Here is a 23,695-nt window from a genome sequence, read left to right on the forward strand (position 1 = left end):
CGAACGGACCCCCACCATGACCGAGCAGATCCGCCGCGTTCTCGTCCGCTCCCTGGACGACATCAGCATCGAGCACGTGCCCGCGCCCGTCCCCGGGGACGACGAACTCCTCGTACGCACCACGGTCGTCGGTGTGTGCGGCTCCGACACGCATGCGGCGGCCGGGCACCATCCCTTCATCGACCTGCCCTACCGCCCCGGTCACGAGGCGGTAGGTGTCGTCGCCGGGGCAGGGAAGGCGGCCGGGGACTTCGCGCCCGGCGAGCGGGTGATCATCGAGCCCAACCTGTACTGCGGCCGGTGCCCCCAGTGCCTCTCCGGCCGCTACAACATCTGCCAGGAGCTGAAGGTCTTCGGCTGCCAGACTCCCGGCGCGATGACCGACCTGTTCACCATCCCGGCCGGCCGCGTCCACCGTGTCCCGGACGGGATGACGGACATCGAGGCCGCCCTCGTCGAGCCGCTGGCCACTCCGGTGCACGCCGTGGCGAAGGCCGGTGACCTCACCGGCCGTACGGTCGTCGTCCTCGGTGCCGGGCCCATCGGGCTGCTCGTCCTCGCCGCCGCCCGGCACGCGGGCGCCGCGAAGATCGCCGTCACCGACCTGCTGGACGGCAAGCGGGAGCGCGCCCTGCGCCTCGGTGCCGACGCGGCCCTGCCCGCCGACGCCACCGACCTGGTCGAGCGGGCCCACACGGCGCTCGGCGGACCGGCCGACGTGGTCTTCGACTGCGTCGCGCGCGAGCAGTCGATGGCGCAGGCCATCGACCTGGTCACCAAGGGCGGCACGGTCATCGTCGTCGGCGTCGGCGCCGCGGGCACCACCCCCGTCCGTCTCGACCTGGTCCAGGACCGGGAGATACGTATCGAGGGCACCCTGATGTACACCGGCGACGACTACCGCACCGCGATGTCCCTGATCTCGTCCGGCGCCGTCGACACCGCCGAGATCGTCACCGCCACCTACCCGCTGGAGGACGCCGCCAAGGCGTTCGCCGCGTCTGTAGACCCCGAACAGGTCAAGGTGCTGGTCACCGTGGACGGTGTCTAGTTCCGGGGAGCGGACGAAACACGGCCCCCACCGGGCCGTGTGGGAAACTGCGAGATCGGAGCGACCGGGAAGGAGGGGCGCCGTGACCGCGCGTACCCGACTGTCACAGGCGGCCGTCGAGGAGCGGCGGCAGGCCGTGCTGCGGTATGTCGCCGAACACGACGAGACCCGTATCGACGACCTCGCCCGGCACTTCGACGTCAGTCTGATGACGATGCACCGGGACCTCGACGACCTCGCCGGGCGCCATCTCCTGCGCAAGGAGCGGGGGCGGGCCGTCGCCTTCCCCGCCCTCACCATGGAGACGGCCACCCGCTTCCGTGAGAACAGCGCCCTCGCGGCCAAGAACGCGCTGTGCGCGGCCGTCGTCAGCCGGATCAGGCCGGGCAGCACGGTGCTCATGGACGACTCGACGACCTTGTTCCCCCTGGTCCCGGCGCTGGCCGAGCTGGACCAGCTGAACATCGTCACCAACTCCGTCGGCCTCGCGCAGCGCCTCGGTGCCGCGCCGGGCGTGAGTGTCACGTTGCTCGGCGGTCACTACCGCGGCGACTTCAACTCCTGCACCGGTCCCTCCGTCACCCGCGCCCTGTCCCTGATCCGGGCCGACCTCGCCCTGATGTCCGCCACGGCCGTCCTGGACGGCCGGCTCTTCCACCCCCTGAGCGACTACGTCGAGGTGAAGCTGGCCATGCTCGCCTCCGCCGATCAGGCACTGCTCCTGGTGGACCACTCCAAGTTCGGCAAGACCGCCACGTACGCGTACGGCACCGCGGCCGACTACCACTCCGTCATCACCGACACCGGCACCCCCGAGGGGGAACTCACGGCCATGCGCGACCTCGGCGCACCCGTCGAGACGGTCGAACCCGAAGAGCCCGCCCTGTGATCCGCACCCTGTTCGAAACGCCGACCGCCTACCACCCCAGTGACGCCCAGACAGCCGCGCCGGTGCCCCCGGTCCAGGCAGTGCTGTTCGACTTCAGCAACACCATCTTCCAGATGATCGACCTGGACACCTGGCTGCACCGGGTCGCCGCCGCCACGGGCCGTCCCGCCGTGCTGGACGCGCCGGGTGCGGTGGCGGAGATCTCCGACCAGTTGCGGGCCGCCTTCCGGCTGCCGTCCGTCGTCGCCCTCCAGGAGGGACGGGACCTCTCCTGCGAACAGCACCGCCGTGCCATGTGGGGCTGGTGGGAGCGGGTGGACTTCCTGCGCGGCGCGGAGGAGGCGGCCTACCGGGAACTCACCGCCCCGGACGCCTGGGTCCCGTACCCCGACACCGAACCGGTGCTGCGGGCCCTGCGCGAGCGCGGACTGCGCGTCGCCGTCGTGAGCGACTTCGCCTGGGATCTGCGCATCCACCTCGCCCATCACGGGCTTGACGCCCTGATCGACACCTGCGTCGTCTCGTACGAGCAGGGCCGGGAGAAGCCCGATCCGCAGCTGTTCCTGAAGGCCTGCGCCGACCTGGGCGCGGACCCGCGGGCCACCCTCATGGTCGGTGACAACCCGGTCCGTGACGGGGGCGCGGCGGCCTGCGGTCTGCGCACCTACATCCTCCCGGCCGAGCACCGCACCGGTGAACGCGGCCTGGCGGACGTGTTGCGGCTCGTGGACTGACAGCGGGGGCAGCATGCGAAGGCGGACTCATCACCCTGCTGGCAGGATGACCGCATGGAACGTGTGCTTGGCATCGGTGGACATTTCATGCGGGCGGCCGATCCGGTGGCCCTGAGCGCTTGGTACCGCGACTGTCTGGGCCTGGACGCCGACGAGCACGGCCTGTGGGAGCAGGCGGCCGGGCCCACGGTGTTCGCGGCGTTCGAGTCCGACACCGACTACTTCGGGTCCCGTACCCAGCAGACCATGCTCAACTTCCGGGTCCGCGACCTGGACGCGATGCTCGCGCAACTGCGCGCCCGGGGAGCGGACGTCGCCGAGGAGACGCAGGACATGGAAGGTGTGGGTCGGTTCGGCTGGGTCACCGACCCCGAGGGCAACCGGGTCGAGCTGTGGCAGCCCGCCTGACCGCACCCTCACGCGGGCGGTGACACTCGGCCCTCCAGGACGCGGGTGCCCGGGGCGCAGCTCTCCCGCAGTGCGGCGAGTTCGGCGGCGGGCAGACTCAGGGCGGAGCCTCGCCGACTGTGGTCCAGCAGGGCCGACCCTGCCTTCAGCCAGCTCGGCACAGGGTCCACGCCGATGAACTCCGCCAGGCGGGTCAGGTCTTCGGCAGGGCTGTCCAGGAGGTCCTCGTAGGAGAGGGTGGTGCGCCGGTCGGCGGGGAGCCCGGTGAGGAACTCCGTTCCCTCGGTGACGAGTTGGGACCACAGGGTGCCGAAGGTCCGCAGGGGGATGTCGCGGTCGCGTACGAGGGCCGGGTCGAAGCGGTCGTCGAGAAGTGGTGCCAGGTCCGGGGGCAGTGCGCGGACGTGCTCGGGGGTCAGGTCGCCGAAGCTGTCGATGCCGGCGCGGGTCTTGATCTCGCGGAGCAGGCAGATCGCGCGGTATCCGGGGTGGCGGCTCATGGACAGGGCGCAGTCGGGGCCGTCGCGGAACATGTGCACGAACTTCGCGTCGGGGAAGGCCTCCCGCAGTCCCGGTGCCCAGCCGGTCGAGTAGCCCGAGCGCTCCACGACGGCGGTGCGTCCGAAGCGGGCGCAGAGCAGTTCGTACAGGGCCCGGTGGTGCTCGGCGGCGGTGCGCCGCGGCCACTGGACGACCGCCGCGCCGAGTTCGTCGAGGAGTCCGTCCGGGTCGTCGGTGAGGTGGGGCAGCACCATCAGGGAGAGCGCGGGAATGCCGGCCGTGGTCCGCCCCGAGTATCTGCCGGGGCGGCTGGTGTGGAGGAACTCCGGCAGCGGCAGCCCGCTGCGGATCATCCGCTCGAAGTGCGGCGCGGGGTCGGAGAGCGCCTGCCAGAACTCCTCGCCGCCCACTTTCCCCTGGGGGAAGGAGGCGTCGCCCACCGAGGCCATGAACTCGTTCAGGCTCAGCACGTCCGGGTGGGAGTTGAGGATGCGGGACAGCGCCGTGGAGCCGCTGCGGCCCGTACCGAAGACGAAGGTCAGAGAACGCATGATCCCCTTTCGACTGGTGGATTTCGAGTGGTGGACGGTGCGCGCTGTTCAACTCTGCCCGGCCCGGCAGGTTGCGCACCCCGCGAGTCCTAGAGGTAGCCGGGGAAAGCCTGGACGCCCATGAGGACCGCGCCCGCGCCGTCGTACATGCCCTCCTGGAGGAAGGCGTGCTGCGGTACGACCGAGGCGTCACGCAAGTAGCGCTGGAGAGGGCTGTCGTCGGCGACGGCGTCGATGCCGCCGAGTTGGTAGGCGGTCCGGACGACCTCGAAGGAGGTCTTGGCGAGGTGCGCGGAGGCCAGGCGCAGCATGCTCGCCCGGTGGGCGGTGACGGGGTCGCCGGCCCGGACCATCGCCCACGCCTCCTCCGTGGCCTCGTAGAAGAAGGCGCGTACGGACCGGAGTTGGGCCTCCGCCCGGCCGACCGCGATGCGGTAGGTGGCGCGTTCGGCGGGTTTGGGGGCGCCCGTGTAGCCGGACCGGCCACCTTGCGCGATGACGTGGTCGAGGGCGGCGCGGGCGACACCGAGGCCGACGACGGCCAGGACCTGGGAGGCGTAGGGGACGGTCGGATAGCGGTAGAGGGGTTCGTCGACGGTGGCGGCGCCGCCACGGACGAACGTCCACTCCTCGGGTACGACGGCCCCGTCGACCACCAGGTCATGGCTGCCGGTACCGCGCAGACCGATGACGTCCCAGTTCTCGGCGATCCGCACCCGGTCGGGCCGCAGTACGGCGGTGAGGGGCCGTCCCGCCTTGTCGGCACCGGCCTTGATGCCGACGCCGAGGACGTCCGCGCCCATACAGCCGCTGGCGAACCTCCAACGGCCCGAGACCCGGTAGCCGCCCTCGACGCGCTCGGCGGGTTGTACGGGGAACAGGCCGCCCGCGAAGGCGACATCGGGTCCGTCGGCGTACAACTCGGCCTGGGTGTCGAGTGGTAGGCCTGCCAGGTAGACGCCGGAGCAGCCGAAGCTCGCGACCCAGCCGGCCGAGCCGTCGACGACCGAGATCCGCTCGATCAGGCGGAGGAACTCCGCGGGCGCAAGGGCGTCGCCGCCGAACCGCCGTGGCACGCTCGCCCGGTAGAGTCCCGCGTCTTTGAACACGGCGATCACCTCGCGCGGAACGTGCCGTTTCTTCTCGAACTCGGCCCGCCGATCCTCGACCACGGCCAGCACCCGGTCCAGCTTCGGCCCCGGGACATCCAGCGCATGTGTCATGAGAACAATCCCCTCGCATCGCCCTGTAGGGACGCCAAGTTCGTCATCTGTTCGTCAACGCGCGGCTCGGCCGCGTTCGGTGGGGCCCGATCAATGATTCGAGGGGGCAAACGCCGCAAGGCACCACATCCGGATTCCCCGGACCCTCCTCCGCCCGGCGGTCTACCGTACAGACATGCCGCGCCGCCCGCCGCGGTCGGACGAGGAGGAATCCCGTGTCATCGCCCTGTGACCCCCAGTACGCTCCCGCCGGCGACGTGGGGGCGGCGCTCATGGTGGTCGACTCCCGGATCAGAGCGATCCACGACGGCAAGACCGACACGGACCCGCAACAGCAGCAGCTGATCCAGCAGTACGCCGCGACCTTGGGTCCCGAGGGGGTCGACGCACTGGTGGACGGCGCGTGCACCCTCATCTACATGTTCATGGAGTGGCTGAGGAAGGCCCACGAGGACCACGACAAGGACGTCATCGAGTACGTGGTGCCCACCCTCGTGGCCACGATGCGCATGATGCCCAAGACCTTCCGGCCCGAGATCATCCCCACCATGGCCGGCCTGGTCGTCGCCGCGGGCACCGGTCTGAGCCCCAACCTGTGGCGTGCGCAGTACGGGCTCTGGACCGACGCCGAGATGAATCCCCTGGAGGCCACGGCGGTCCTGCTCGCGGAGCACATCAACCGGATCGCCGAGGACCACGACTTCGCCACCCGTCTGATCACCGACGCGCTGTCCAGGGCGGACGAGGAGCTGGACTGACCCACGGTGTCCGCTCAGGTGTGCCAGTGGTAGCGCCGCTCGGGGCGCCCCGTCTGCCCGTACCGCAGGGTCACCACCGCCTGGCCCGTGACGCTGAGGTATTCGAGGTAGCGGCGCGCGCTGACGCGTGAGATGCCGACCCTGGTCGCGCACTCGGCGGCGGACAGGGTTCCGTCGGCCGTGCGCAGTGCGCGCTGGACGAGTTCGGCGGTCTCCACGCTCATGCCCTTCGGCAGGGTGGGCGTCACCGTCGGAGCCGCCGTCCGTCCCAGTGCGCGGTCCACGTCGGCCTGCCCGCTGACGGTGGCAGCGTGCAGATTGCCGCGCCGGGCGCTGTAGCGCTCCAGCCGGTGCTTGAGGTCGTCGGCGTCGAAGGGTTTCAGCAGGTAGTCGACCACTCCCTGGCGTACGGCGCCCCGGACCGCCTCCGCCTCGCGGGCGGCGCTGATCACCAGCACGTCGCAGTCCTGGGCCGCCGTCCGCAGCCTCGGGATGACATCGAGGCCGAACATGTCGGGCAGATACAGGTCGAGCAGCACCAGGTCGGGCTGGAGTTCGGCGGCTGCGGAGAGTGCCTGTTCCCCGCAGTTCGCGGATCCGACCACGCGGAAGCCGTCGACTCCGTCGACGAACCCCCGGTGGATCCGCGCCACCATGAAGTCGTCCTCGACCACCAGGACGTCGATCATCGGACCTCCTCCGTCTCCCGATCGGTGAGCTGACCCACGGACATCCGGGCCGTGAAGACGGCACCGGGATGGGTGTTCGCCACCGACACCTCGCCCCCTCTGCGGGTGCAGACCAGCCGGGTGAGCGCCAGCCCGATCCCCCGGTCGCCGCCCTGCGCGGCCTTGGTGGTGAAGCCCCGGGAGAACACCTCCTGGGCCAGCTCGGGGGCCACACCCGGGCCCGAGTCGCGCACCACTATCTCCACGCTCGACGCGTCCTGCCGCAGTTCGACCTCCACCCAGGCCTCGTCCGCGTGGTCCGGGGCCGCGGCGGCGTCGAGGGCGTTGTCGACGAGGTTGCCGACCACCGTCGCCACATCCGCGGAGTCCGTCGGTTCCAGCCGGTCCAGGGCCGTGAGTTCCGAGATCCGCAGCTCGACCCGGCGCTCCGCCGCGAGCGCCGACTTCGCGGTGAGCAGCGCGGCGACGGCATGGTCGCGGACCCGGCTGGTGAGAGTCAGGTCGAGCGACTCGCGGTGCTTGCGCAGGGCGCGGACATACCGTACGACCTCGTCGTGCTCGCCGATCTGGATCAGCCCGGAGATGGTGTGCAGCTGGTTGGAGAACTCGTGGGCCTGGGCGCGCAGCAGTTCGGTGCTGCTGCGGAACGAGCCCAACTCGCGTTCCAGCTGGGCCAGTTCGGTGCGGTCGCGCAGGGTCGTCACCGAGCCGAGCCGGCGGCCGTCCTTGGTGACGTCCATCCGGTTCATCACCAGCACCCGCCCCCGGCGTACGACCACCTCGTCGCGTCGCTCGCTGCCGTGCTCGGCGCCCTGCTCGCCGCCGGTCCCGGCCAGGACGTCGTACAGCCTGCCCTCGATGCCGAGGTCGGCCAGGCTCATCCCGACGCAGTCCTCGGGCAGGTCGAGCAGTTTGCGGCCGACCTCGTTGACCAGGGTGAGCCGCAGGTGCGGGTCGAGCGAGATCACGCCCTCGGCTATCCCGAACAGCATGGCCTCCCGGTGCTCGGCGAGGCCCGCGATCTCGCGGGGTTCGAGGCCGAAGGTCTGGCGTTTGATCCGCCGGGCCAGCAGCCAGGACCCGGCGACCCCGAGCACGCTCGCGATGCCGAGATAGGCGAGCAGATACGAGGAGGCTCCGCTCAGCCGCTGCCAGACCGTCGGTGAGACCCGTCCGATCATGACCGTGCCGAGGTGCTCGCCGACGTGATCCAGGTCCTCGCCGAGCACCGGGACCTGGGCGACCAGCTCGCGGACCCCGTCCACCGGCAGCTCCCCGGACCAGCCGCGTGCCTGCGCGACGCTGGGCCCGTCGACCGGCAGCTCTGTCCCGACCAGGGTGGGGTTGGTGGAGGCGACGATCCTGCCGTGTTCGTCGGCGACCGTGACGGAGGTGACGTTCGACCGCACGAGCGTGGTCTGTAGCAGCGGTGCGAGGGTCTCACCGGGGGCGGGACGGACGAGCTGGGTGCGCAACAGTGGGTTTCCGGCCATCTCCTCGGCGAGGGCGCTCACCCGCCGGCCCTCGACCCGGTCGAACGTCGCCCTCGACTGCGCCAGCGACACCGCGGCGACCGCGAACAGCACCATCACCACGCCCGTGAGCTGCAATACCAGCAGCTCACCGGCGAGCGTATGACGGCGTGACACAACGACCACTATGAACTCAACCTTCAATGGTCACACAAGGCAGACGGGGTGTCCCCCGAGCCGCACAATCATGGCGCCGGACTCGCCCAAGCGAAAGAGATGAGCCATGAGAACTCGCAGAGCCGCACTTCTCTCAGCTCTTGCCACTGTGTCGATACTCGCCGTGAGCGCCTGCGGTGCCACCGCGGAGAAGGAGGACTCGGGGAGCGCAGGCACGGGCGGCAAGCCCGTCACCGGTCTGCGGATCATGGTGCCCAACACCCCGGGCAGCGGGTACGACGTCACCGCCCGGACGGTCGCCCAGGTGATGCAGGACGTCAAGGTGGCGTCCGGGGCGCAGGTGTACAACCTGCCCGGGGCGGGCGGCACCGTGGGCCTCCAGCGGCTGGTGAACGAGAAGGGCAACGGCAAGCTCGCCATGCAGATGGGGCTGGGGGTCGTCGGCTCCTCGTACACCTCTAAGTCGGCGGCGACGCTCACCGACACCACGCCCCTCGCCAAGCTGATCGAGGAGGCCGGCGCGATCGTCGTGTCGAAGGACTCCCCCTACAAGACGATCGACGACCTGGTCACCGCGTGGAAGAAGGACCCGAAGAAGGTCGCGGTGGGCGGCGGCTCGTCGCCGGGCGGCCCGGACCACCTCCTGCCGATGCAGCTGGCGAAGGCGGTCGGCATCGAGCCGAAGGACGTCAACTACATCTCGTACGACGGCGGCGGTGAGCTGCTGCCCGCCATCCTGGGCAACAAGATCGCCTTCGGTGCCAGCGGGTACGGTGAGTTCCTCGACCAGATCGAGGCCGGGCAGGTGCGGGTCCTGGCGGTGACCAGCGAGAAGCCTATCGACGCCGTCAAGGACGCCCCCACCCTCAAGGACTCGGGGATCGACCTGGTCTTCACCAACTGGCGCGGGATCGTCGCCCCTCCCGGGATCACCGACGAGCAGACGAAGACCTGGATCGACTCCCTCACCACGATGCACGACTCGGCGCAGTGGAAGTCCGAGCTGACCAAGCGCGGCTGGACCGACGCGTTCGTCACCGGTGACGACTTCGGCTCCTTCCTCACGGAGCAGGACAAGTCCGTCGCCGACCTGCTGACCGAGCTCGGTCTGGCATGAGCGCCCAGGTCGACGAACGGAGCGTCGAGGACGCCCGTCCACCGCAGGGCAAGGACCGCGCGCAGTACGGCGTGTGCGCGTTCCTCGTCCTGGTGGGCATCGCGGTGATCGTGGACGGCCTCGGCATCCCGCACATCACCAGCAGCACCGACCCGGTGGGCCCGCGCGCGGTGCCCGTGATCCTGGGCGTACTGCTCCTGCTGGTCGCGGCGGCGTACGCGGTCGACGTGGCCCGGGGCGGCCACGGTGAGCCGGAGGCAGGCGAGGACGTCGACCTGTCGCAGGGCACGGACTGGCGCACGGTGCTGCTCCTGATCGGCGCGTTCGTGGTGAACGCGGTGCTGATCGAACGGCTCGGCTGGGTGATCAGCGGCGCGCTGCTGTTCTGGGGAACGGCGTTCGCCCTCGGCAACCGGCACTACGTACGCAATCTGCTGATCGCGGTGGCGATGTCGCTCACCACGTTCTACGCCTTCGCGATCGGGCTCGGTGTGACCCTCCCGGCCGGTGTGCTGCAAGGAATCCTCTGATGGACAACCTGAACAACCTGATGCAGGGCTTCGAGGACGTCGTCGCCCCGATGAACCTGCTGCTGGCGCTGATCGGCGTCCTGGTCGGCACCGCGGTGGGCGTGCTGCCGGGCATCGGTCCGGCGATGACCGTGGCCCTGCTGCTGCCGATCACCTACGGCATGGAGCCGGTGCAGGCGTTCATCATGTTCGCCGGGATCTTCTACGGCGGGATGTACGGCGGTTCGACGACCTCGATCCTGCTGAACACCCCCGGGGAGTCGTCCTCGGTGGTGACGGCCATCGAGGGCAACAAGATGGCCAAGGCGGGCCGGGCGGCGCAGGCCCTCGCGACCGCCGCGATCGGTTCCTTCGTGGCGGGCACGATCGGCACCCTGCTGCTGGTCCTGGTCACCCCGTTCGTGGTGGATTTCGCGGTCAGCCTGGGCGCGCCCGACTACTTCGCCCTGATGCTGCTGTCCTTCATCGCGGTCACGTCCGTGCTGGGCGCGTCCCGTATCCGGGGTCTGATCTCGCTGCTGCTGGGTCTGACGATCGGCCTGGTCGGTATCGACACGGTGTCCGGGCAGCAGCGGCTCACCCTGGGTGTCCCGCAGCTGGCCGACGGGATCGACGTGGTGGTGGTCGCCGTCGGGATCTTCGCCGTCGGCGAGGCGCTGTGGGTGGCCGCGCATCTGCGGCGCAAGCCCGTCGAGATCATCCCGGTCGGCAGGCCGTGGATGGGCAGGAAGGACTGGAAGCGGTCCTGGAAGCCGTGGCTGCGCGGTACGGCGTTCGGCTTCCCCTTCGGTGCGCTCCCGGCCGGCGGCGCCGAGATCCCGACGTTCCTGTCGTACGCGACGGAGAAGCGGCTGACCAAGCACCCGGAGGAGTTCGGCAAGGGCGCGATCGAGGGCGTCGCCGGTCCCGAGGCCGCGAACAACGCCTCGGCGGCGGGCACGCTGGTCCCGATGCTGGCCATCGGCCTCCCGACGAACGCGACCGCCGCGGTCATGCTGGCCGCGTTCCAGTCGTACGGCATCCAGCCCGGCCCGCTGCTGTTCGAGCGGGAGGCGAGCCTGGTCTGGGTGCTGATCGCCAGCCTGTTCGTCGGCAACCTGATGCTGCTCCTGCTGAATCTGCCGCTCGCGCCGGCCTGGGCGAAACTGCTTCAGATACCTCGCCCCTATCTCTACGCGGGGATCCTGTTCTTCGCGTCGATGGGCGCGTACGCCGTCAACGCCCAGCCCCTGGACCTGTTCCTGCTGCTGACGCTGGGGCTGCTGGGCTTCGCGATGCGGCGGTTCGGGCTGCCGGTGCTGCCGCTGATCATCGGCGTCATCCTCGGCCCACGGGCCGAACTACAGGGACGGCGCTCCCTCCAGCTGTCGGGCGGCGAACTGTCGGGCCTGGTGGGCGGGCCCGTGTCCTACGCGGTGTACGCGGTGATCGTGCTGGTGCTGGTCTGGCCGCTGGTGCGGCGGCTCGCCGTACGTCGGCTGCCTGAGCGAACTGCCTGAGAGTGCCTGAGAGGAAGAGCAGACATGACCGTACTGGTCGGATACGTACCCTCACCCGAGGGTGAGGCCGCGCTACGGGCGGGGATCGCCGAGGCCCGGCTGCGCGGCGAGAAGCTGCTGGTGGTGAACACCTCGCGCGGGGACGCCTATGTGGACCCGCGGTTCGCGCAGGAGCCGGATCTGGCTCATGTGCGGGAGGATCTCGCCGCGCTGGGCATCGAGTTCGACATCCGCCAGGTGCTGGGCGGGGGCGATGCCGCCGAGGAGATCATCGAGCTGGCGGAGAAGCTGGACGTGTCCCTCGTGGTGATCGGCCTGCGGCGCCGGAGCGCGGTCGGCAAGCTGATCACGGGCTCGGCCGCGCAGCAGATCCTGCTGGGCACCGAATGCCCGGTCCTCGCCGTGAAGGCGGCGGTGTAGGCATGGTGGGGAGAACCTTCGGGTGGTCGTTCGCCGTCACGGTGGCCGGCCTGGTCTTCGCCGCGTGGCAGTGGGGCTGGGAGGCGTTCGGGATCGTCCTGATCCTGTCGGTCCTGGAGATCTCGCTGTCCTTCGACAACGCGGTCGTCAACGCCGGAATCCTCAAGAAGATGAACGCCTTCTGGCAGAGGCTCTTCCTCACGGTCGGCATTCTCATCGCGGTGTTCGGTATGCGACTGGTCTTCCCGGTCGTGATCGTCGCCATCAGCGCGAAGGTCGGTCCCGTCGAGGCGGTCGAACTCGCCATCGACAACCCCGGGCGGTACGAGGACCTCGTCACCGACGCCCACCCGGCGATCGCCGCCTTCGGTGGCATGTTCCTGCTGATGATCTTCCTCGACTTCGTCTTCGAGGACCGCGACATCAAGTGGCTCGGGTGGTTGGAGCGCCCGCTGGCCAGGCTCGGCAAGGTCGACATGCTGTCGGTCTGTGTCGCGCTGATCGTGCTGCTGGTCTCGGCGACGACCGTCGCCACCCACGCGCACATCAGCACGGGCCATGCGGACAAGTCGGCCACGGTGCTGCTCTCCGGCGTCGCCGGGCTGATCACGTACATGGTCGTCGGCGGTCTCTCCGGCTACTTCGAGGACAGGCTCGAGGACGACGAGGAACACGAACACGAGGAAGAGGAGAAGGCCAGGGCCGAGGGCAAACCGGTCTCGGTGGCCGCCCTCGCCGGCAAGGCCGCCTTCTTCCTCTTCCTCTACCTCGAAGTCCTGGACGCGTCCTTCTCCTTCGACGGTGTGATCGGCGCCTTCGCCATCACCAACCACATCTTCTGGATGGCGCTCGGACTGGGCATCGGCGCGATGTACGTCCGGTCGCTCACCGTCTACCTGGTCCGCCAGGGCACCCTCGACGACTACGTCTACCTGGAGCACGGCGCCCACTACGCGATCGGCGCCCTCGCCGGCATCCTCCTCGTCACCATCCAGTACGAGATCAGCGAGATCATCACCGGCCTGGTCGGCGTCATCCTGATCGCGGCCTCGTTCCTGTCGTCGGTACGCCGTAACCGGGCTCTTGAGACGGCGGAGGGGAACTGAGCGCGACCGAGAGCCGGATCAGGATCGCGCCGACCAGGATGTGCAGCGAACTCGTGAGCAGGGACTCCGGAAGTGAGGTCAGGAACGCGAACAGGGGCAGGACGACGGCGTACCCCCACGACGGGACCTTCGGGAACACCCGCGCGCGGAGCATGGCCGCTCCGAACAGGGCGCAGCCCACGGCGAAGACGGCGGCTGAGCCGATGAGCACGGGGACGGTGGGGCCGGTGAGGGTCTCGTCCAGGACCTCCTCGTCGAAGTAGAAGAGCACCAGGTTCCCGGCGAACGCGGCACCGCCGAACAGGCCGAGACCGATGAGGTTCACGGTGTGGGCGATGTCCCCGAAGCGGCCGGCGGCCGGGCTCTGCCGCCGGTGCAGCGCGGTGAGCAGCGGCAGGGCGAACGCCGGGGACAGGGCGAGGAGGACACTGGTCGCGGAGGTCTCCCCGGTGAAGATCTCGACCAGCGCGGGCAGGGCGATCAGCAGACCGGCCAGCACTCCGCAGAGGGCGCCGGCACGGGTTGTCGTCGAATCGGCTGTCGTCGAAGTGATGGGCAGGGGCGAGGACATGGGACCGCTCCGGTTGCTCGGACAGTGGGTCAGGGCGGCAACCGTAGGGAGCGGGCGACCTGCGGCGGGAGGTGCGGGGCGGCGACATCGGGTGGTCGGAAGTCACCATCTCCCGGGCGCTGTACGGCCGTTCGGCAGGTGCCGATCGGCCAGGGTTCCTTCACCGGGCTCCCTCGGGGGCCGCCCGCGCCTTAGCCTGGCGACAGCGGGTGAGGGGGTGTCATGGCGGCGTATGTGCCCGTGCGGTGGGTGGCGCCGCTGCTGTACGGCGCGGTGCTCGTCGGCGGTCTGTACTACGCGGCGGCCGGTCTGGGTGAGGGCCCGGGGCCGTCGGGGTGGCGGACGGCCGGGTTCGCCGCCGCGATCGGGGCGCTGTTCGCCCTGGAGGCGGCGGTACGGCGGCGGCCCGCGTCCCGGGTGCCGGCGCTGCTGGCGCGGTGCGGTCTGATCGTCGCGGTGGTGCTCCTCGACGCCTCCGGGTTGTCCCAAGTCCTGTTCGTGCTGCTGCCGTTCACCGCCTACTTCGCCTTCGGCCGCACGACCGCGCTCACCCTGGGCGCCCTGTGCCTCGCCGGGCTGCTCACCTCGTACCTGCTCACCGCCCCCGGCTGGTACCGCGACCTTGAACACGTCTCCGATCTGCTGATGCTCACCGTCGGCCTGGTGCTGGCGCTCTCCATGGCCGCCGTGGCGGTCGGCGAGCAGCGGGCCCGGATCGAACTCCAGGAGTACGCCGCCCGGGTCGCCGCGCTGTCCGCCGCCGCCGAGCGCAACCGGCTGGCCCGGGACATCCACGACAGTCTCGGTCACCATCTCACCGCGATGTCCGTGCAGTTGGAGATGGCCTCGGACTTCCGGGCCCTGGACCCCGACGCGGCCCAGCGGGCACTCAATGAGGCGCGGCAATCGGTGCGGCTCGCCCTGGGCGACGTACGGCAGTCGGTGCACGCGCTGCGCGACGAGGCGGTGCGGCCCGCGCTGTCGGACGCGCTGAACGGCCTGGCGCGGGACGGCGGAGCGCCTCCGCGGGTCACCGTCGAGGTGAGCGGCGACGAGGACGGCTACGGCACGGCCGAGCTGACGGCCCTGTACCGGGCCGCGCAGGAGGGTGTGACCAACGCGCGTCGCCATGCGCTGGCCTCGCGGGTGACGGTGGTGGTCCGGCTGGCCGGGGACGCCGCGCGGCTGGTGGTGACGGACGACGGCCGGGGCTTCGCACCGGCCACGGCGGCCGGCGGGTTCGGGCTGGTCGGGATGCGGGAACGGGTGCAGTTGGTGGCGGGGAGGGTGGAGATCGACAGCGGTCCGGGCGCCGGTACCCGGCTGACGGTGACGGTTCCGCGTGGGCGGACGGGGGTGGCGTGACATGGACCAGGAGCCGACGCCGGTACGGGTGCTGGTGGTGGACGACCAGCGGCTCATCCGGGACGGCATCGCCTCCCTACTGTCCATCCGGCCGGGCATCGAGATCGTCGGTACGGCGGTCGACGGCCGGGACGCGGTCGCGAAGACCCTCGAACTGAGCCCGGACGTCGTCCTCATGGACGTACGGATGCCGGAGATGGACGGCGTCGAGGCCGTGGCCGTCCTGCGCGGCCGGGCCCCGGAGTGCCGCGTGGTGATGCTGACGACGTTCGACGACGAGGAGTACGTCGTCCAGGCACTGCGCGCCGGAGCCCACGGCTACCTCCTCAAGGACCTGCCCGCCGAGGAGCTCGCCCACGCGGTACGCCTGGCACACGCGGGCGTCACCCAGCTCGACTCCTCCGTCGCCCGCCACCTCACCGCCGCCCTGCCGACCCCCTCCCCCGCCGGCGCACCTCCCGCCGTGTCGCTGAGCCCGCGCGAGACGGACATCCTGCGGCTCCTGGCACAGGGCCACACCAACCGTGAGATCGCGGCCCGTCTGTACGTCAGCGAGGGCACGGTCAAGAACCACGTGTCCCGCATCCTCACCCGCCTCGCCCTGCGCGACCGCACCCAGGCGGCGCTCCGGGCGCGGGACCTCGGCCTGTTGTGAAGCCCGTACGGGCCAAATGCCGCGCAATCGACGGAAACGGCACGTGGATGTGTCGTAGGGCCGCCATGCCCCGGACGCATCTGCGCAGGAGCGTCACACAGGCTGCACACACCCCCTGGAAAGCCTCGCTACCTTTGCTCGCGACTCGCTCCCCCGTGCGAAAGTGAACACAGGAAGACCCCAGATGGACTACTGCTCCACGTGTCGTCGGCATCTCAACGGCGCCCTCGTATGCCCCGGGTGCGGCGCCTACGCCCCGGACATCGCTCCCCTCGCCGTCGGAACACGGGCCCCGTACGCCACGACGGGTGGGGCGGAGCGGCAGGTCTCCGCCGCCCCGTGGAACGAGGTGGACTCCGGCGCCGAGGCCCCCGGCCGGGCGCCGCAGGAGCAGCCGTACGACGACTCGGACGTCCCGGCACCTCCCGCGCCTGTGGGCCGGGCGGCACGGCGTCGCCAGCGGGAACGCTGGAAGAAGACGCAGCGCAGGGCCCTGGTCGCCACCGCGGTCGCCATAGTCGGCGGAGGCATGACCGTCTCCTCGCTGAACCGCCAGTCCACCGACCGGACGCAGACGGCCACCGCGCCGGACCGGGAGGTCATGGGGATCGCGGAGGAGGAGGCCACGGACTCCGTTCCGGTCCCGTCGACGCCGACCGACACCACCCACCGGGCCGAGCGCACCTCGCCGCTCACCACCGGCTCCGCCACGGCGAACGCGCCGCACGAGCAGTCCGCCGTCACACCCGTGGCCACGCCGACGGCACCGACGGCGGTCCAGCAGGACAGCGTCAAGGTTCCGTTGACAGCGGCGACGACCTCGGCCGTGTCGCAGACGGCCTCCGAGGTGTCCGGTGCCACGGGCACCGTCACGGAGACGACGGCCTCGCCCACCCCCTCGGCGACCGACAGCACAAGTACGTCGGACACGGACACCTCGTCGGCGACTCCCTCGCCGTCCGAGTCGTCCTCCTCGTCGTCCTCGTCCTCGCCGTCGGAGATCTGCCTGCTCGGGCTGGTCTGCATCAGCTGATCCCTCGGCGCGGGGTCGGTCAGTCCTTGGCGGGTGACACGTCGGTCACCCTGCCCTGGGTGTCCGCCTCCAGGAAGCCGGCCCCGTACGCGTCCGAGAGGTAGACGGCTATCTCGGCCGGGGTCTCGCGTGAGGTGTCGGGCAGCCTCAGCAACAGGTAGCGGTACTCCGGATCGTCGACGTTCAGCTTCTTGTCCGCCTCCGCGAGGAGGGCTGGAAGCCTGTCCCAGTTGAAGATGTCGAGATCGACCGGCTGGTCGCTGGAGGACAGGGTGCCCGCGGATGTGCCCTTCTCCACGCCTTCGCCGGGGCGGTAGGTGTAGTCGTCGTACTTGGTGTCGCTGCCGTCGACCATCATCCTGGCCGACGCGAAGTCCGGGTAGACGGTGAAGGAACCGAACCTCTCCCGCCCGCTCTTCTCCTTCAGCGCCTTGATGGCGGAGCGGATGCCGTCCGGGGTGAGCAGCGAGGTGCTCTGGGTCCCCCCGGACTGCTCGGCATCCGGGGCAGCGATCGTCTGTGACGCGCTCGACCCTGGGGGCGATGTGGACGATGTTGACGTCGGGGCGCCCGATGCCGCGTCACCCGAGTCGCCGCCGAGGGGCAGCAGCCACCACAGCAGGACAGCGGCGAGCGAGGTTCCCGACACACCCAGCAGGGCTATCAGGCCAGGCGCACGCCCGCGTGCCGGCCGTACGGGTGCGGTCGCCGGCACGCCCGTGATCCTCCCGGGCCCGGGGACGACCGGCGGCGGCCCGAACCCGGCGGTGGTCCGCGGGGCCGAGGCGGCGGACGGCGGGGCCAGCGGGTAGGAGGTGGGTTGGTGCCACTCGGCCGTCGGTCGGGCCGGGGGCGCCGATTCGATCGCGGCGAGCTGTCGGTCCAGCACCGCCGTGGACGGCCGCGCCGCGGGGTCCCGTACGAGTACGCCCATCAGCACCGGGCCCAGGGCTCCGGCCCGTACGGGCGGTGGCACCTCGTCGTGGAGGACCGCGGCGAGGGTGGCCAGGGTGCTGGCGCGGCGCAGCGGGTGGTGGCCCTCGACCGCGGTGTACAGCATCATCGCCAGGGACCACAGGTCGGAGGCGGCGCCGCCCTCGTGGCCCGAGATGCGCTCGGGGGCCATGAAGTCGGGCGTACCGATGATGGAGCCCGTGGCGGTGAGGCCGGTCGCCTCGCGGATCGCGGCGATGCCGAAGTCGGTGAGCACCGGGCGCCCGTCGGGCCGCAGGAGGACGTTGGCGGGCTTGACGTCCCGGTGCTGGATGCCCGCGTCGTGCGCCGCGGTCAGCGCGGCCAGTACGCCCCGGCCGGTCCGTGCCGCCTCGTCCGTCGGCATCGGTCCCTTGGCCAGCCGGTCGGCCAGCGAGCCGCCGCTGACCAGTTCCATGACGAGCCACGGGTAGGTGCCCTCGCCGCCGTCGACGATGTGGTGGATGGTGACGACGTTCGGATGGTCGATCCGGGCCAGGGCCCTGGCCTCGCGCAGCACCCGCTCACGCAGCATCCGCGCGCCCTCGGGGTCGTACTCGGCGAGGTCCCGGTCGGGCGGGCGGACCTCCTTGACGGCCACCAGCCGGTGCAGCACCACGTCCCTGGCCCGCCAGACGGTGCCCATCCCGCCTCCGCCGAGACGGGCCTCCAACTCGAAGCGCCCGTCGACGATCCGCCGTCCGGCGCCTCTGTCTGCCTCACTCATGGACGGGAGCCTAGACGCCACCACCGACAACGCTCACCGCACCCCTCACCGGCCCCGATTCCCGTCGTACGCTGACTCCCGCACGGACGGAGAGGAGGCCGCGGTGACCGAGACGGCGTTGGCCGAGGTGATGGCCGAACTGGCCTCGCTGGAGGACCCCGGAGCTCGCGCGGTGAACGAGAAGCACGGTGACGATCACGGGGTGAACCTCAGCAAGCTGCGCGCGGTCGCGAAGCGGCTGAAGACGCAGCAGGAACTCTCGCGGGACCTCTGGAAGACGGTTCGGGACTGGGCAAGGTCCGTTGGGTGGTGGGGAGCGTGCCTTCGCCTGGCTGCACCAGTTCAAACGGCTCCGCACCCGCTACGAGCGACGCGCTGACCTCCATCAGGGCCTGCTCTTTCTGGCCTGCAAGCCTCATATGCCTCCGCCGGCTACGAACCTCGCGTTGAAGCGGCCCATGCTGGTGTTCTGGCAGTGCAGGTGGCCATGCGCTTCATGACGAAGCCCCAGGTTCACAGGAGTGCTCCTTTTCGGTAATGGTGATGTTCGTGGGCGGGGGGCCGTGGGCGGGGCGCGGCATCGGGGGGCGCCCCGCCCACGGTCGGCACGGCCGGGTCACAGGGTGAGCAGGGCGCGGCTGGCGCGCTTGGGATCGGCGAGGGGCCTGAGGGCGAGGCGGACCAGGGCGAGCGGGTTGTCGTCACCGGCGATGCGGTTGGCGCTGAGCTCGCCGCAGGAGACGCACTGGTGGATGATTATCCACTCGCCGTCCGGGCGGACGGACATGCCCAGCGCCTCCATCCGGCCGCGGCAGTCCGCGTCGCGGTCGCCCGGGATCTTCCGGTCGACGTGCAGACTGGCCAGGCAGTTGGGGCAGTGGTTGCGGTGCGCGGTGCCGGGCGCGTCCAGCGACACGTCGAGCCGGCAGGACGTGCACCGGAAGTCGCCTGCCCGGTGCCCACCCTGGGTGTGCAGGACATCCTTGTGCCGCTGCGGACGGCGCCGCCCGCGACGGCTGTTGGCGCGTGACATGGCCGTGCTCCTTTCCTGTCGGGCGGTCAGAGGGTTCCGAACGCTTCGAGCGGAAAGGGCGGTTGGGCCAGCGGGCGGACCGCCATGCGCATCAGGATCAGCTGGTTGTCGTCCGCACACACCGGGTTCGAGGTTAGCTCGTCGCAGCGCACGCAGCGGTGGATCACCATCCAGTCACCTGTGCGAAGCACGGCGATGGCGATCGGGGACATCCGGCCCTCGCAGTCGCTCGGACCGTCCTCGACGTGGTCGAGGACGTGCCGGGAGTGCAGGCAGGAGGGGCAGTGGTTGCGCAGAGCGCCGTCGGCGGCGTACGCGGACACGGTCAGCCCGCACCAGGTGCAGGCGAAGGTGCTGAGGCTGAGAGTGTTGGTGGTGGTGTGGCTGGACACCCGGGTGCTCCTTGCTGGAAGTCGATCAGGACAGCAAGAGCAGGCCGAGTGGCCTCGTCAGAGGACAGCCCGATAACACCGCGGAACGGCGGACAGGCAGGTCAGAGCACCGGAGGAAACGTCCGGCAGCAGCCCGGAGAAACGGGGAGCGGAAGCTGGCGGACGGTTACGCGGTACGGCGAGGCGCACTCGGCGCGGGCCGGGACATCAGTACACCTCTTCCAGGGCGTGCAGGCCCAGAACCAATCAGAACGACGCCTTGAGGCTAACAAGACACCTCCCTGGGGCGTCAACGCATTATTCCGGTGGCGGACTGCGGTGTGGTTCCGGTCGCACCTGCCCGGCAGGGTGCTCGTCACCGTCGTGAGCCGATGATGATGATCACCGAGTTCATCATCCCGGCAGTGGCGGGCGCGAACCCGTGGTCGTGCATGATCTCGGGCAGCCATGCCATGAGCGTGTAGAACATCAGCGACGTCATGCCCATGAAGACCATCAAGGACCAGGCCGGCGGCGAGCGCAGCAACGACCCCTTCTCCGCACGGGCTTCCGTCACGGCCGACGGGTGAGGGCCCGTGGCCGAGGAGGCGGGGGCGCCCGGCGGTCTCGGTGTCCGCTTACGCCCGCGAAGCGCCAGCGGGCCCCACACCAGGGCCGCGATCAGCGACGGGACCGCCCACAGGGCCAGGGCCAGGGCCAGTCGCCAACCGCCCAGGTGGTCCAGGGGCACGGCCAGGCCGCTCCGGCGGCGCCGCCGACCGACAGCAGCATCATCGACAGGCCGGTGAGCGAGCCCACGCGGTGCGGGAACACGCATTTGATGACCGCCGGCACCAGCACGTTGCCCATGGCCGTCCCTGCTCCGGTCAGCGCGGCACCGGTGACGAAGTCCCCTACCGCATCGGCCCGTTGAGCCCTCGCACCTGAGGCCGGTTCAGGCGCCCACCGTGCCGTCGACGCCCTCGCGCAGGAAGTCCGCGTGCCCGTTGTGGCGGCCGTACTCCAGGAGCACATGGACCATCACCATCCGCAGCGACACCTCCTCCTCCCATCGAGGCTGATAACCGGCCAGGTCAAGGGAGTCGGCCTCCCGCTCGATCCGGCGAGAGTTCTCCACCTCGGCCTCCCAGGCAGTGAACGCCTCCTCCCTCGTCGAGGCGCTCGCGTCGTACGCCGCCTGGAAGTCGATCCGGTCGGACCAGACCATGGGCGCGTCGTTGTCCTCGAACACCCGGCGGAACCAGGCACGCTCCACCTCCGCCAGGTGCCGCACCAGGCCGAGCAGCGACAGCGTGGACGGGGGCATCGAGCGCTGCCTCAACTCCTCGTCGGTGAGACCCTCGCACTTCATGGCGAGGGTCGCCCGGTGGTAGTCGAGAAAGGCCCGCAGCATCTCGCGTTCGCTGCCGAAACTGGGCGGTCCTGTGCGGGTGTCGCTGGTCACCGGTCGTGCTCCTCGTCCGTGCCTGTAGGAAGATTTTGCGAGTGTACGGGGATCACATGAACCACGCCCCACCTGCGCGAAGTCCGTATTATCCGCCGACACGGCCCACCGGAAACTCCGCGTTCACCCAGTTCCTCTTCCTCGACGATCTACGCGCGTGGTGACATGCACGCGCCCACCATCCCCCCAGGTGGGTGTCAACCGGACCAGGAGTCACGCATGTTGTGGAAGACCCTCGGCCGTGCGGGCGTCGCGCTGGCGGCCGGTGCCGCCGTGTTCGCCACCGCCGTCCCCGCGAACGCCGCGAGCTACTCGGCGTTCACCTTCTCGCGCAGCGACAGCCAGCCCACCGTCTACGACTTCATCAACTCGGCTTCCTCTTCCCTCGACATGACCATGTACGAGCTGGAGGACACCACGGCCGTCGACGACCTCATCGCCCTGGAGAACAAGGGCGTCACGGTACGGGTCGTCCTGGACGGCGCGCACCAGTCCGCCAACCAGTCGGCGTACAACGCCCTGACGGGCGCGGGCGTGGGCGTGGTCTGGTCGGCGTCCACCTTCGTCTACACCCACCAGAAGACCATCACGGTGGACGGCGCCAAGTCGCTGATCCTCACCGGCAATCTCACCTCGCAGTACTACCCGACGGGCCGCGACTACGGCGTGTTCGACGACGACAGCCGCGATGTCGCCGCGATCGAGAAGGTCTTCGCCGCCGACTACGCCCACACCACGATCACCCCGACCGACGGGGACCATCTGCTCTGGTCCCCCCACCGACTCCCGCAACCGCCTGCTGTCCCTGATCAACGGCGCCACGACGACGCTCGACATCGAGGAACTGGAGTTCAGCGACAGCGCGGTGGTCAACGCCGTGGTGGCCAGAGCGAAGGCGGGCGTCGCCGTACGGGTGGTCCTGGAGAGCCCCGGCAGTTATTCCAGCCAGGTGTCCGCCGTCGAGGCGGCCGGCGGCACCGTCGTCGGATACTCCGACCCCGACGGCTTCTACATCCACGCCAAGGCGATGGTCGCCGACTACGGCCTGTCCACCCAGGAGGTGGAGGCGGGTTCCATGAACATCAGCAGCAACTCCCTCGCCAACAACCGGGAGTTGGGCATCATCCTCACGGGCACGGGGGTGGCACAGGCGGTAGCCACCACCGTGGAGAACACCTTCGACGGCGACTATGCGGGCGGCACTGCCGCCTGACCCGTCGTCAGACAGGCGGCACAGTCCGGATTCACGGGCGAAGTCCCAGGTCGCGCCGCTGGTGATCCTGGTCCGCTGAGCGGAACAGAGCGCGACAGGGGACTTTCCGCATGCCACGCTGTCCACCGGAAATCGGACATCGTCGAGGAGATGCTGACCCCTCTCCTTACTCCCTTCCCGAACCACATATGTCAATCGCGGGGGCGAACGTGACATCGGAGACAGGTGTACTGGAATTACGTGTGCTCGGACCGTTGGAGACCGTCGTCGACGGCAGGTCCGTGGATCTTGGCGGTCCTCAACTGCGGTGCGTTCTCGCCCGGTTGGCGGTCGCGCCCGGTCGGACCGTGAGCGTGGGGGCGCTGGCGGCCGAATTGTGGGGTGCGTTTCCGCCCGCGGACGCGCACCGGACCGTACGCACCTATGTGTCGAGGCTGCGCACCGCTCTGCGCTGCGCCGCCGGTGCGGAGGGGCTGCTGATAACCCGGCCGCCGGGCTATCAGCTGCGGGTGGATCCGACGGTGGTCGACGCCGTGCGGTTCGAACGCCTGGCGGCGTCCGGCCGGCAGGCGCTGGCGGCGCAGCAGCCGCAGCTCGCCGTTCAGCGGCTGACGACCGCGCTGGGTCTGTGGCGTGGTGATGCCTTCGCCGAGTTCGACCGCCATCCGGCGATCGCGGCGGAGGCGACCCGGCTGGAGCGGACCCGGATGTCGGCGATCGAGGCACGGATCGAGGCCGCGCTGGTCATGGGCCTCGACGCCCAAGTGGCCGTCGAACTCGAAGGGTTGGTGCGGGCCCATCCCACCCGGGAGGTGCTGTGGGGCCAGCTGATGACCGCGCTGTACCGCTCGGGCAGGCAGGCCGAGGCGTTGTCCGCGTTCCAGCTCGCGCGTGCCGTACTGATCGAGGATCACGGGGTCGAGCCGTCGCCGGGGCTTGTCGAGATCCATCGGCAGATCCTTCGGCACGACACCGCGCTGGGGCGTGGCGGGCGGCCGTCGGGCGGCGGGAGGCCCACCTGGGGTGGCGACCAGGGGGTCGGTGCGGACGCGCCGGACCACGGCTCGCCCTTCGTGCCGTCGGGTGCGGCTGTCTGACATCACGTCAAGGTCGTACGGAGGGACCCCGGTCGGCGGTTCCTGGCCTCGTCGCCAGGGACCGCCGG

The 23,695-nt window shown here is 70.4% G+C and carries 25 protein-coding genes and 3 pseudogenes; 18 read left to right on the forward strand and 10 right to left on the reverse strand.

Features of this window, described 5'->3' with window-relative positions; genetic code table 11:
* The first annotated feature begins 16 nt into the window (after nt 1-16).
* The 4 genes from OG787_RS01325 (at nt 17) to OG787_RS01340 (ending at nt 3,082) form a co-directional block, all read left to right on the forward strand.
* Nucleotides 17-1,051, forward strand: a complete 1,035-nt coding sequence (locus tag OG787_RS01325) for a zinc-binding dehydrogenase (protein WP_369034188.1) — start codon at nt 17-19, stop codon at nt 1,049-1,051.
* An 82-nt stretch (nt 1,052-1,133) separates the two neighbouring features.
* The gene (locus OG787_RS01330; RefSeq protein WP_405534030.1) at nt 1,134-1,940 is read left to right on the forward strand and encodes a DeoR/GlpR family DNA-binding transcription regulator; all 807 of its coding nucleotides are present in this window, start codon (nt 1,134-1,136) and stop codon (nt 1,938-1,940) included.
* Entirely contained in the window at nt 1,937-2,674 is a 738-nt protein-coding gene (locus tag OG787_RS01335) for an HAD family hydrolase (protein ID WP_405534031.1), read from the forward strand. Before OG787_RS01330 ends, OG787_RS01335 begins: the two co-directional genes overlap by 4 nt.
* A gap of 54 nt (nt 2,675-2,728) precedes the next feature.
* The gene (locus OG787_RS01340) at nt 2,729-3,082 is read left to right on the forward strand and encodes a VOC family protein (RefSeq protein WP_369034191.1); all 354 of its coding nucleotides are present in this window, start codon (nt 2,729-2,731) and stop codon (nt 3,080-3,082) included.
* 8 nt (nt 3,083-3,090) lie between these two features.
* Here the strand turns inward: OG787_RS01340 and OG787_RS01345 are convergent, their stop codons facing one another.
* Nucleotides 3,091-4,134, reverse strand: a complete 1,044-nt coding sequence (locus OG787_RS01345; protein WP_405534032.1) for a sulfotransferase — start codon at nt 4,132-4,134, stop codon at nt 3,091-3,093.
* 89 nt (nt 4,135-4,223) lie between these two features.
* Entirely contained in the window at nt 4,224-5,357 is a 1,134-nt protein-coding gene (locus tag OG787_RS01350) for an acyl-CoA dehydrogenase family protein (RefSeq protein ID WP_369034193.1), read from the reverse strand.
* A gap of 215 nt (nt 5,358-5,572) precedes the next feature.
* On the opposite strand from OG787_RS01350, the gene OG787_RS01355 reads away from it, so the two are divergent.
* The gene (locus tag OG787_RS01355; RefSeq protein ID WP_405534033.1) at nt 5,573-6,115 is read left to right on the forward strand and encodes a hypothetical protein; all 543 of its coding nucleotides are present in this window, start codon (nt 5,573-5,575) and stop codon (nt 6,113-6,115) included.
* A 14-nt stretch (nt 6,116-6,129) separates the two neighbouring features.
* On the opposite strand, the gene OG787_RS01360 is transcribed toward OG787_RS01355, so the two are convergent.
* Together OG787_RS01360 and OG787_RS01365 are read right to left on the reverse strand one after the other, a co-directional pair.
* Nucleotides 6,130-6,804: a response regulator gene (locus tag OG787_RS01360; RefSeq protein ID WP_369034195.1), complete on the reverse strand. Its 675-nt coding sequence runs from the start codon at nt 6,802-6,804 to the stop codon at nt 6,130-6,132.
* Nucleotides 6,801-8,393, reverse strand: a complete 1,593-nt coding sequence (locus OG787_RS01365; RefSeq protein WP_405540378.1) for an ATP-binding protein — start codon at nt 8,391-8,393, stop codon at nt 6,801-6,803. Before OG787_RS01365 ends, OG787_RS01360 begins: the two co-directional genes overlap by 4 nt.
* 166 nt (nt 8,394-8,559) lie before the next feature.
* Between OG787_RS01365 and OG787_RS01370 the strand changes: the two genes are divergently transcribed.
* Genes OG787_RS01370 through OG787_RS01390 form a run of 5 tightly spaced genes read left to right on the forward strand, consistent with a single transcriptional unit; the run spans nt 8,560 to nt 13,125 of the window.
* Nucleotides 8,560-9,570 carry a Bug family tripartite tricarboxylate transporter substrate binding protein gene (locus OG787_RS01370; protein WP_369034196.1) on the forward strand — a complete coding sequence of 337 codons (1,011 nt, stop codon included), beginning with the start codon at nt 8,560-8,562 and terminating at the stop codon, nt 9,568-9,570.
* Nucleotides 9,567-10,100 carry a tripartite tricarboxylate transporter TctB family protein gene (locus tag OG787_RS01375; protein ID WP_405534034.1) on the forward strand — a complete coding sequence of 178 codons (534 nt, stop codon included), beginning with the start codon at nt 9,567-9,569 and terminating at the stop codon, nt 10,098-10,100. Before OG787_RS01370 ends, OG787_RS01375 begins: the two co-directional genes overlap by 4 nt.
* Nucleotides 10,100-11,599 (forward strand): tripartite tricarboxylate transporter permease, encoded by a 1,500-nt coding sequence (locus tag OG787_RS01380; RefSeq protein WP_369034198.1) that lies wholly within the window; start codon nt 10,100-10,102, stop codon nt 11,597-11,599. Before OG787_RS01375 ends, OG787_RS01380 begins: the two co-directional genes overlap by 1 nt.
* Nucleotides 11,600-11,623: 24 nt before the next feature.
* On the forward strand, nt 11,624-12,019 hold the full coding sequence (locus OG787_RS01385; protein ID WP_369034199.1) for a universal stress protein: 396 nt from the start codon (nt 11,624-11,626) through the stop codon (nt 12,017-12,019).
* A gap of 2 nt (nt 12,020-12,021) precedes the next feature.
* Complete coding sequence (locus OG787_RS01390) at nt 12,022-13,125, forward strand: DUF475 domain-containing protein (RefSeq protein WP_405534035.1); 1,104 nt, start codon at nt 12,022-12,024, stop codon at nt 13,123-13,125.
* Here the strand turns inward: OG787_RS01390 and OG787_RS01395 are convergent.
* Nucleotides 13,052-13,696: a hypothetical protein gene (locus tag OG787_RS01395; protein WP_405534036.1), complete on the reverse strand. Its 645-nt coding sequence runs from the start codon at nt 13,694-13,696 to the stop codon at nt 13,052-13,054. The two genes, OG787_RS01390 and OG787_RS01395, sit on opposite strands and share 74 nt — an antisense overlap.
* 222 nt (nt 13,697-13,918) lie before the next feature.
* Between OG787_RS01395 and OG787_RS01400 the strand changes: the two genes are divergently transcribed.
* The 3 genes from OG787_RS01400 to OG787_RS01410 all read left to right on the forward strand — a co-directional run bounded on the left by OG787_RS01400 (nt 13,919) and on the right by OG787_RS01410 (nt 16,749).
* Nucleotides 13,919-15,061: a sensor histidine kinase gene (locus OG787_RS01400; RefSeq protein WP_405534037.1), complete on the forward strand. Its 1,143-nt coding sequence runs from the start codon at nt 13,919-13,921 to the stop codon at nt 15,059-15,061.
* A 1-nt stretch (nt 15,062) separates the two neighbouring features.
* Complete coding sequence (locus OG787_RS01405; RefSeq protein WP_369034203.1) at nt 15,063-15,716, forward strand: response regulator; 654 nt, start codon at nt 15,063-15,065, stop codon at nt 15,714-15,716.
* Between the two features lie 184 nt (nt 15,717-15,900).
* Nucleotides 15,901-16,749, forward strand: coding sequence for a hypothetical protein (locus tag OG787_RS01410; RefSeq protein ID WP_405534038.1), 849 nt, complete (start codon nt 15,901-15,903; stop codon nt 16,747-16,749).
* A 19-nt stretch (nt 16,750-16,768) separates the two neighbouring features.
* Here OG787_RS01410 and OG787_RS01415 read toward each other — a convergent pair whose 3' ends face one another.
* Nucleotides 16,769-18,448 (reverse strand): protein kinase domain-containing protein, encoded by a 1,680-nt coding sequence (locus OG787_RS01415; RefSeq protein ID WP_405534039.1) that lies wholly within the window; start codon nt 18,446-18,448, stop codon nt 16,769-16,771.
* 130 nt (nt 18,449-18,578) lie between these two features.
* On the opposite strand from OG787_RS01415, the pseudogene OG787_RS01420 reads away from it, so the two are divergent.
* Nucleotides 18,579-18,728 (forward strand): annotated as a pseudogene (locus tag OG787_RS01420) (DNA alkylation repair protein); the annotation flags it as partial.
* Nucleotides 18,728-18,898, forward strand: a pseudogene (locus OG787_RS01425) (transposase); the annotation flags it as partial. The pseudogenes OG787_RS01420 and OG787_RS01425, both read left to right, overlap by 1 nt.
* 166 nt (nt 18,899-19,064) lie before the next feature.
* Here OG787_RS01425 and OG787_RS01430 read toward each other — a convergent pair.
* The 4 genes from OG787_RS01430 to OG787_RS01445 form a co-directional block, all read right to left on the reverse strand.
* Complete coding sequence (locus tag OG787_RS01430; RefSeq protein ID WP_369034206.1) at nt 19,065-19,481, reverse strand: RNHCP domain-containing protein; 417 nt, start codon at nt 19,479-19,481, stop codon at nt 19,065-19,067.
* Between the two features lie 26 nt (nt 19,482-19,507).
* Entirely contained in the window at nt 19,508-19,873 is a 366-nt protein-coding gene (locus OG787_RS01435) for an RNHCP domain-containing protein (protein ID WP_351838430.1), read from the reverse strand.
* Nucleotides 19,874-20,228: 355 nt separating this feature from the next.
* On the reverse strand, nt 20,229-20,603 hold the full coding sequence (locus OG787_RS01440) for an MFS transporter (protein WP_369034207.1): 375 nt from the start codon (nt 20,601-20,603) through the stop codon (nt 20,229-20,231).
* A 204-nt stretch (nt 20,604-20,807) separates the two neighbouring features.
* Nucleotides 20,808-21,317, reverse strand: a complete 510-nt coding sequence (locus OG787_RS01445) for a DinB family protein (protein ID WP_369034208.1) — start codon at nt 21,315-21,317, stop codon at nt 20,808-20,810.
* 396 nt (nt 21,318-21,713) lie between these two features.
* Between OG787_RS01445 and OG787_RS01450 the strand changes: the two are divergent.
* The 3 genes and pseudogenes from OG787_RS01450 to OG787_RS01460 all read left to right on the forward strand — a co-directional run.
* Nucleotides 21,714-21,980, forward strand: a pseudogene (locus tag OG787_RS01450) (phospholipase D-like domain-containing protein); the annotation flags it as partial.
* 25 nt (nt 21,981-22,005) lie between these two features.
* Nucleotides 22,006-22,530, forward strand: a complete 525-nt coding sequence (locus OG787_RS01455; RefSeq protein WP_405534040.1) for a phospholipase D-like domain-containing protein — start codon at nt 22,006-22,008, stop codon at nt 22,528-22,530.
* A 242-nt stretch (nt 22,531-22,772) separates the two neighbouring features.
* On the forward strand, nt 22,773-23,627 hold the full coding sequence (locus OG787_RS01460) for a BTAD domain-containing putative transcriptional regulator (RefSeq protein WP_405534041.1): 855 nt from the start codon (nt 22,773-22,775) through the stop codon (nt 23,625-23,627).
* The last annotated feature ends 68 nt before the right edge of the window (nt 23,628-23,695 follow it).

The sequence above is a fragment of the Streptomyces sp. NBC_00075 genome, from assembly GCF_045041225.1.
Lineage (GTDB): Bacteria > Actinomycetota > Actinomycetes > Streptomycetales > Streptomycetaceae > Streptomyces > Streptomyces adonidis.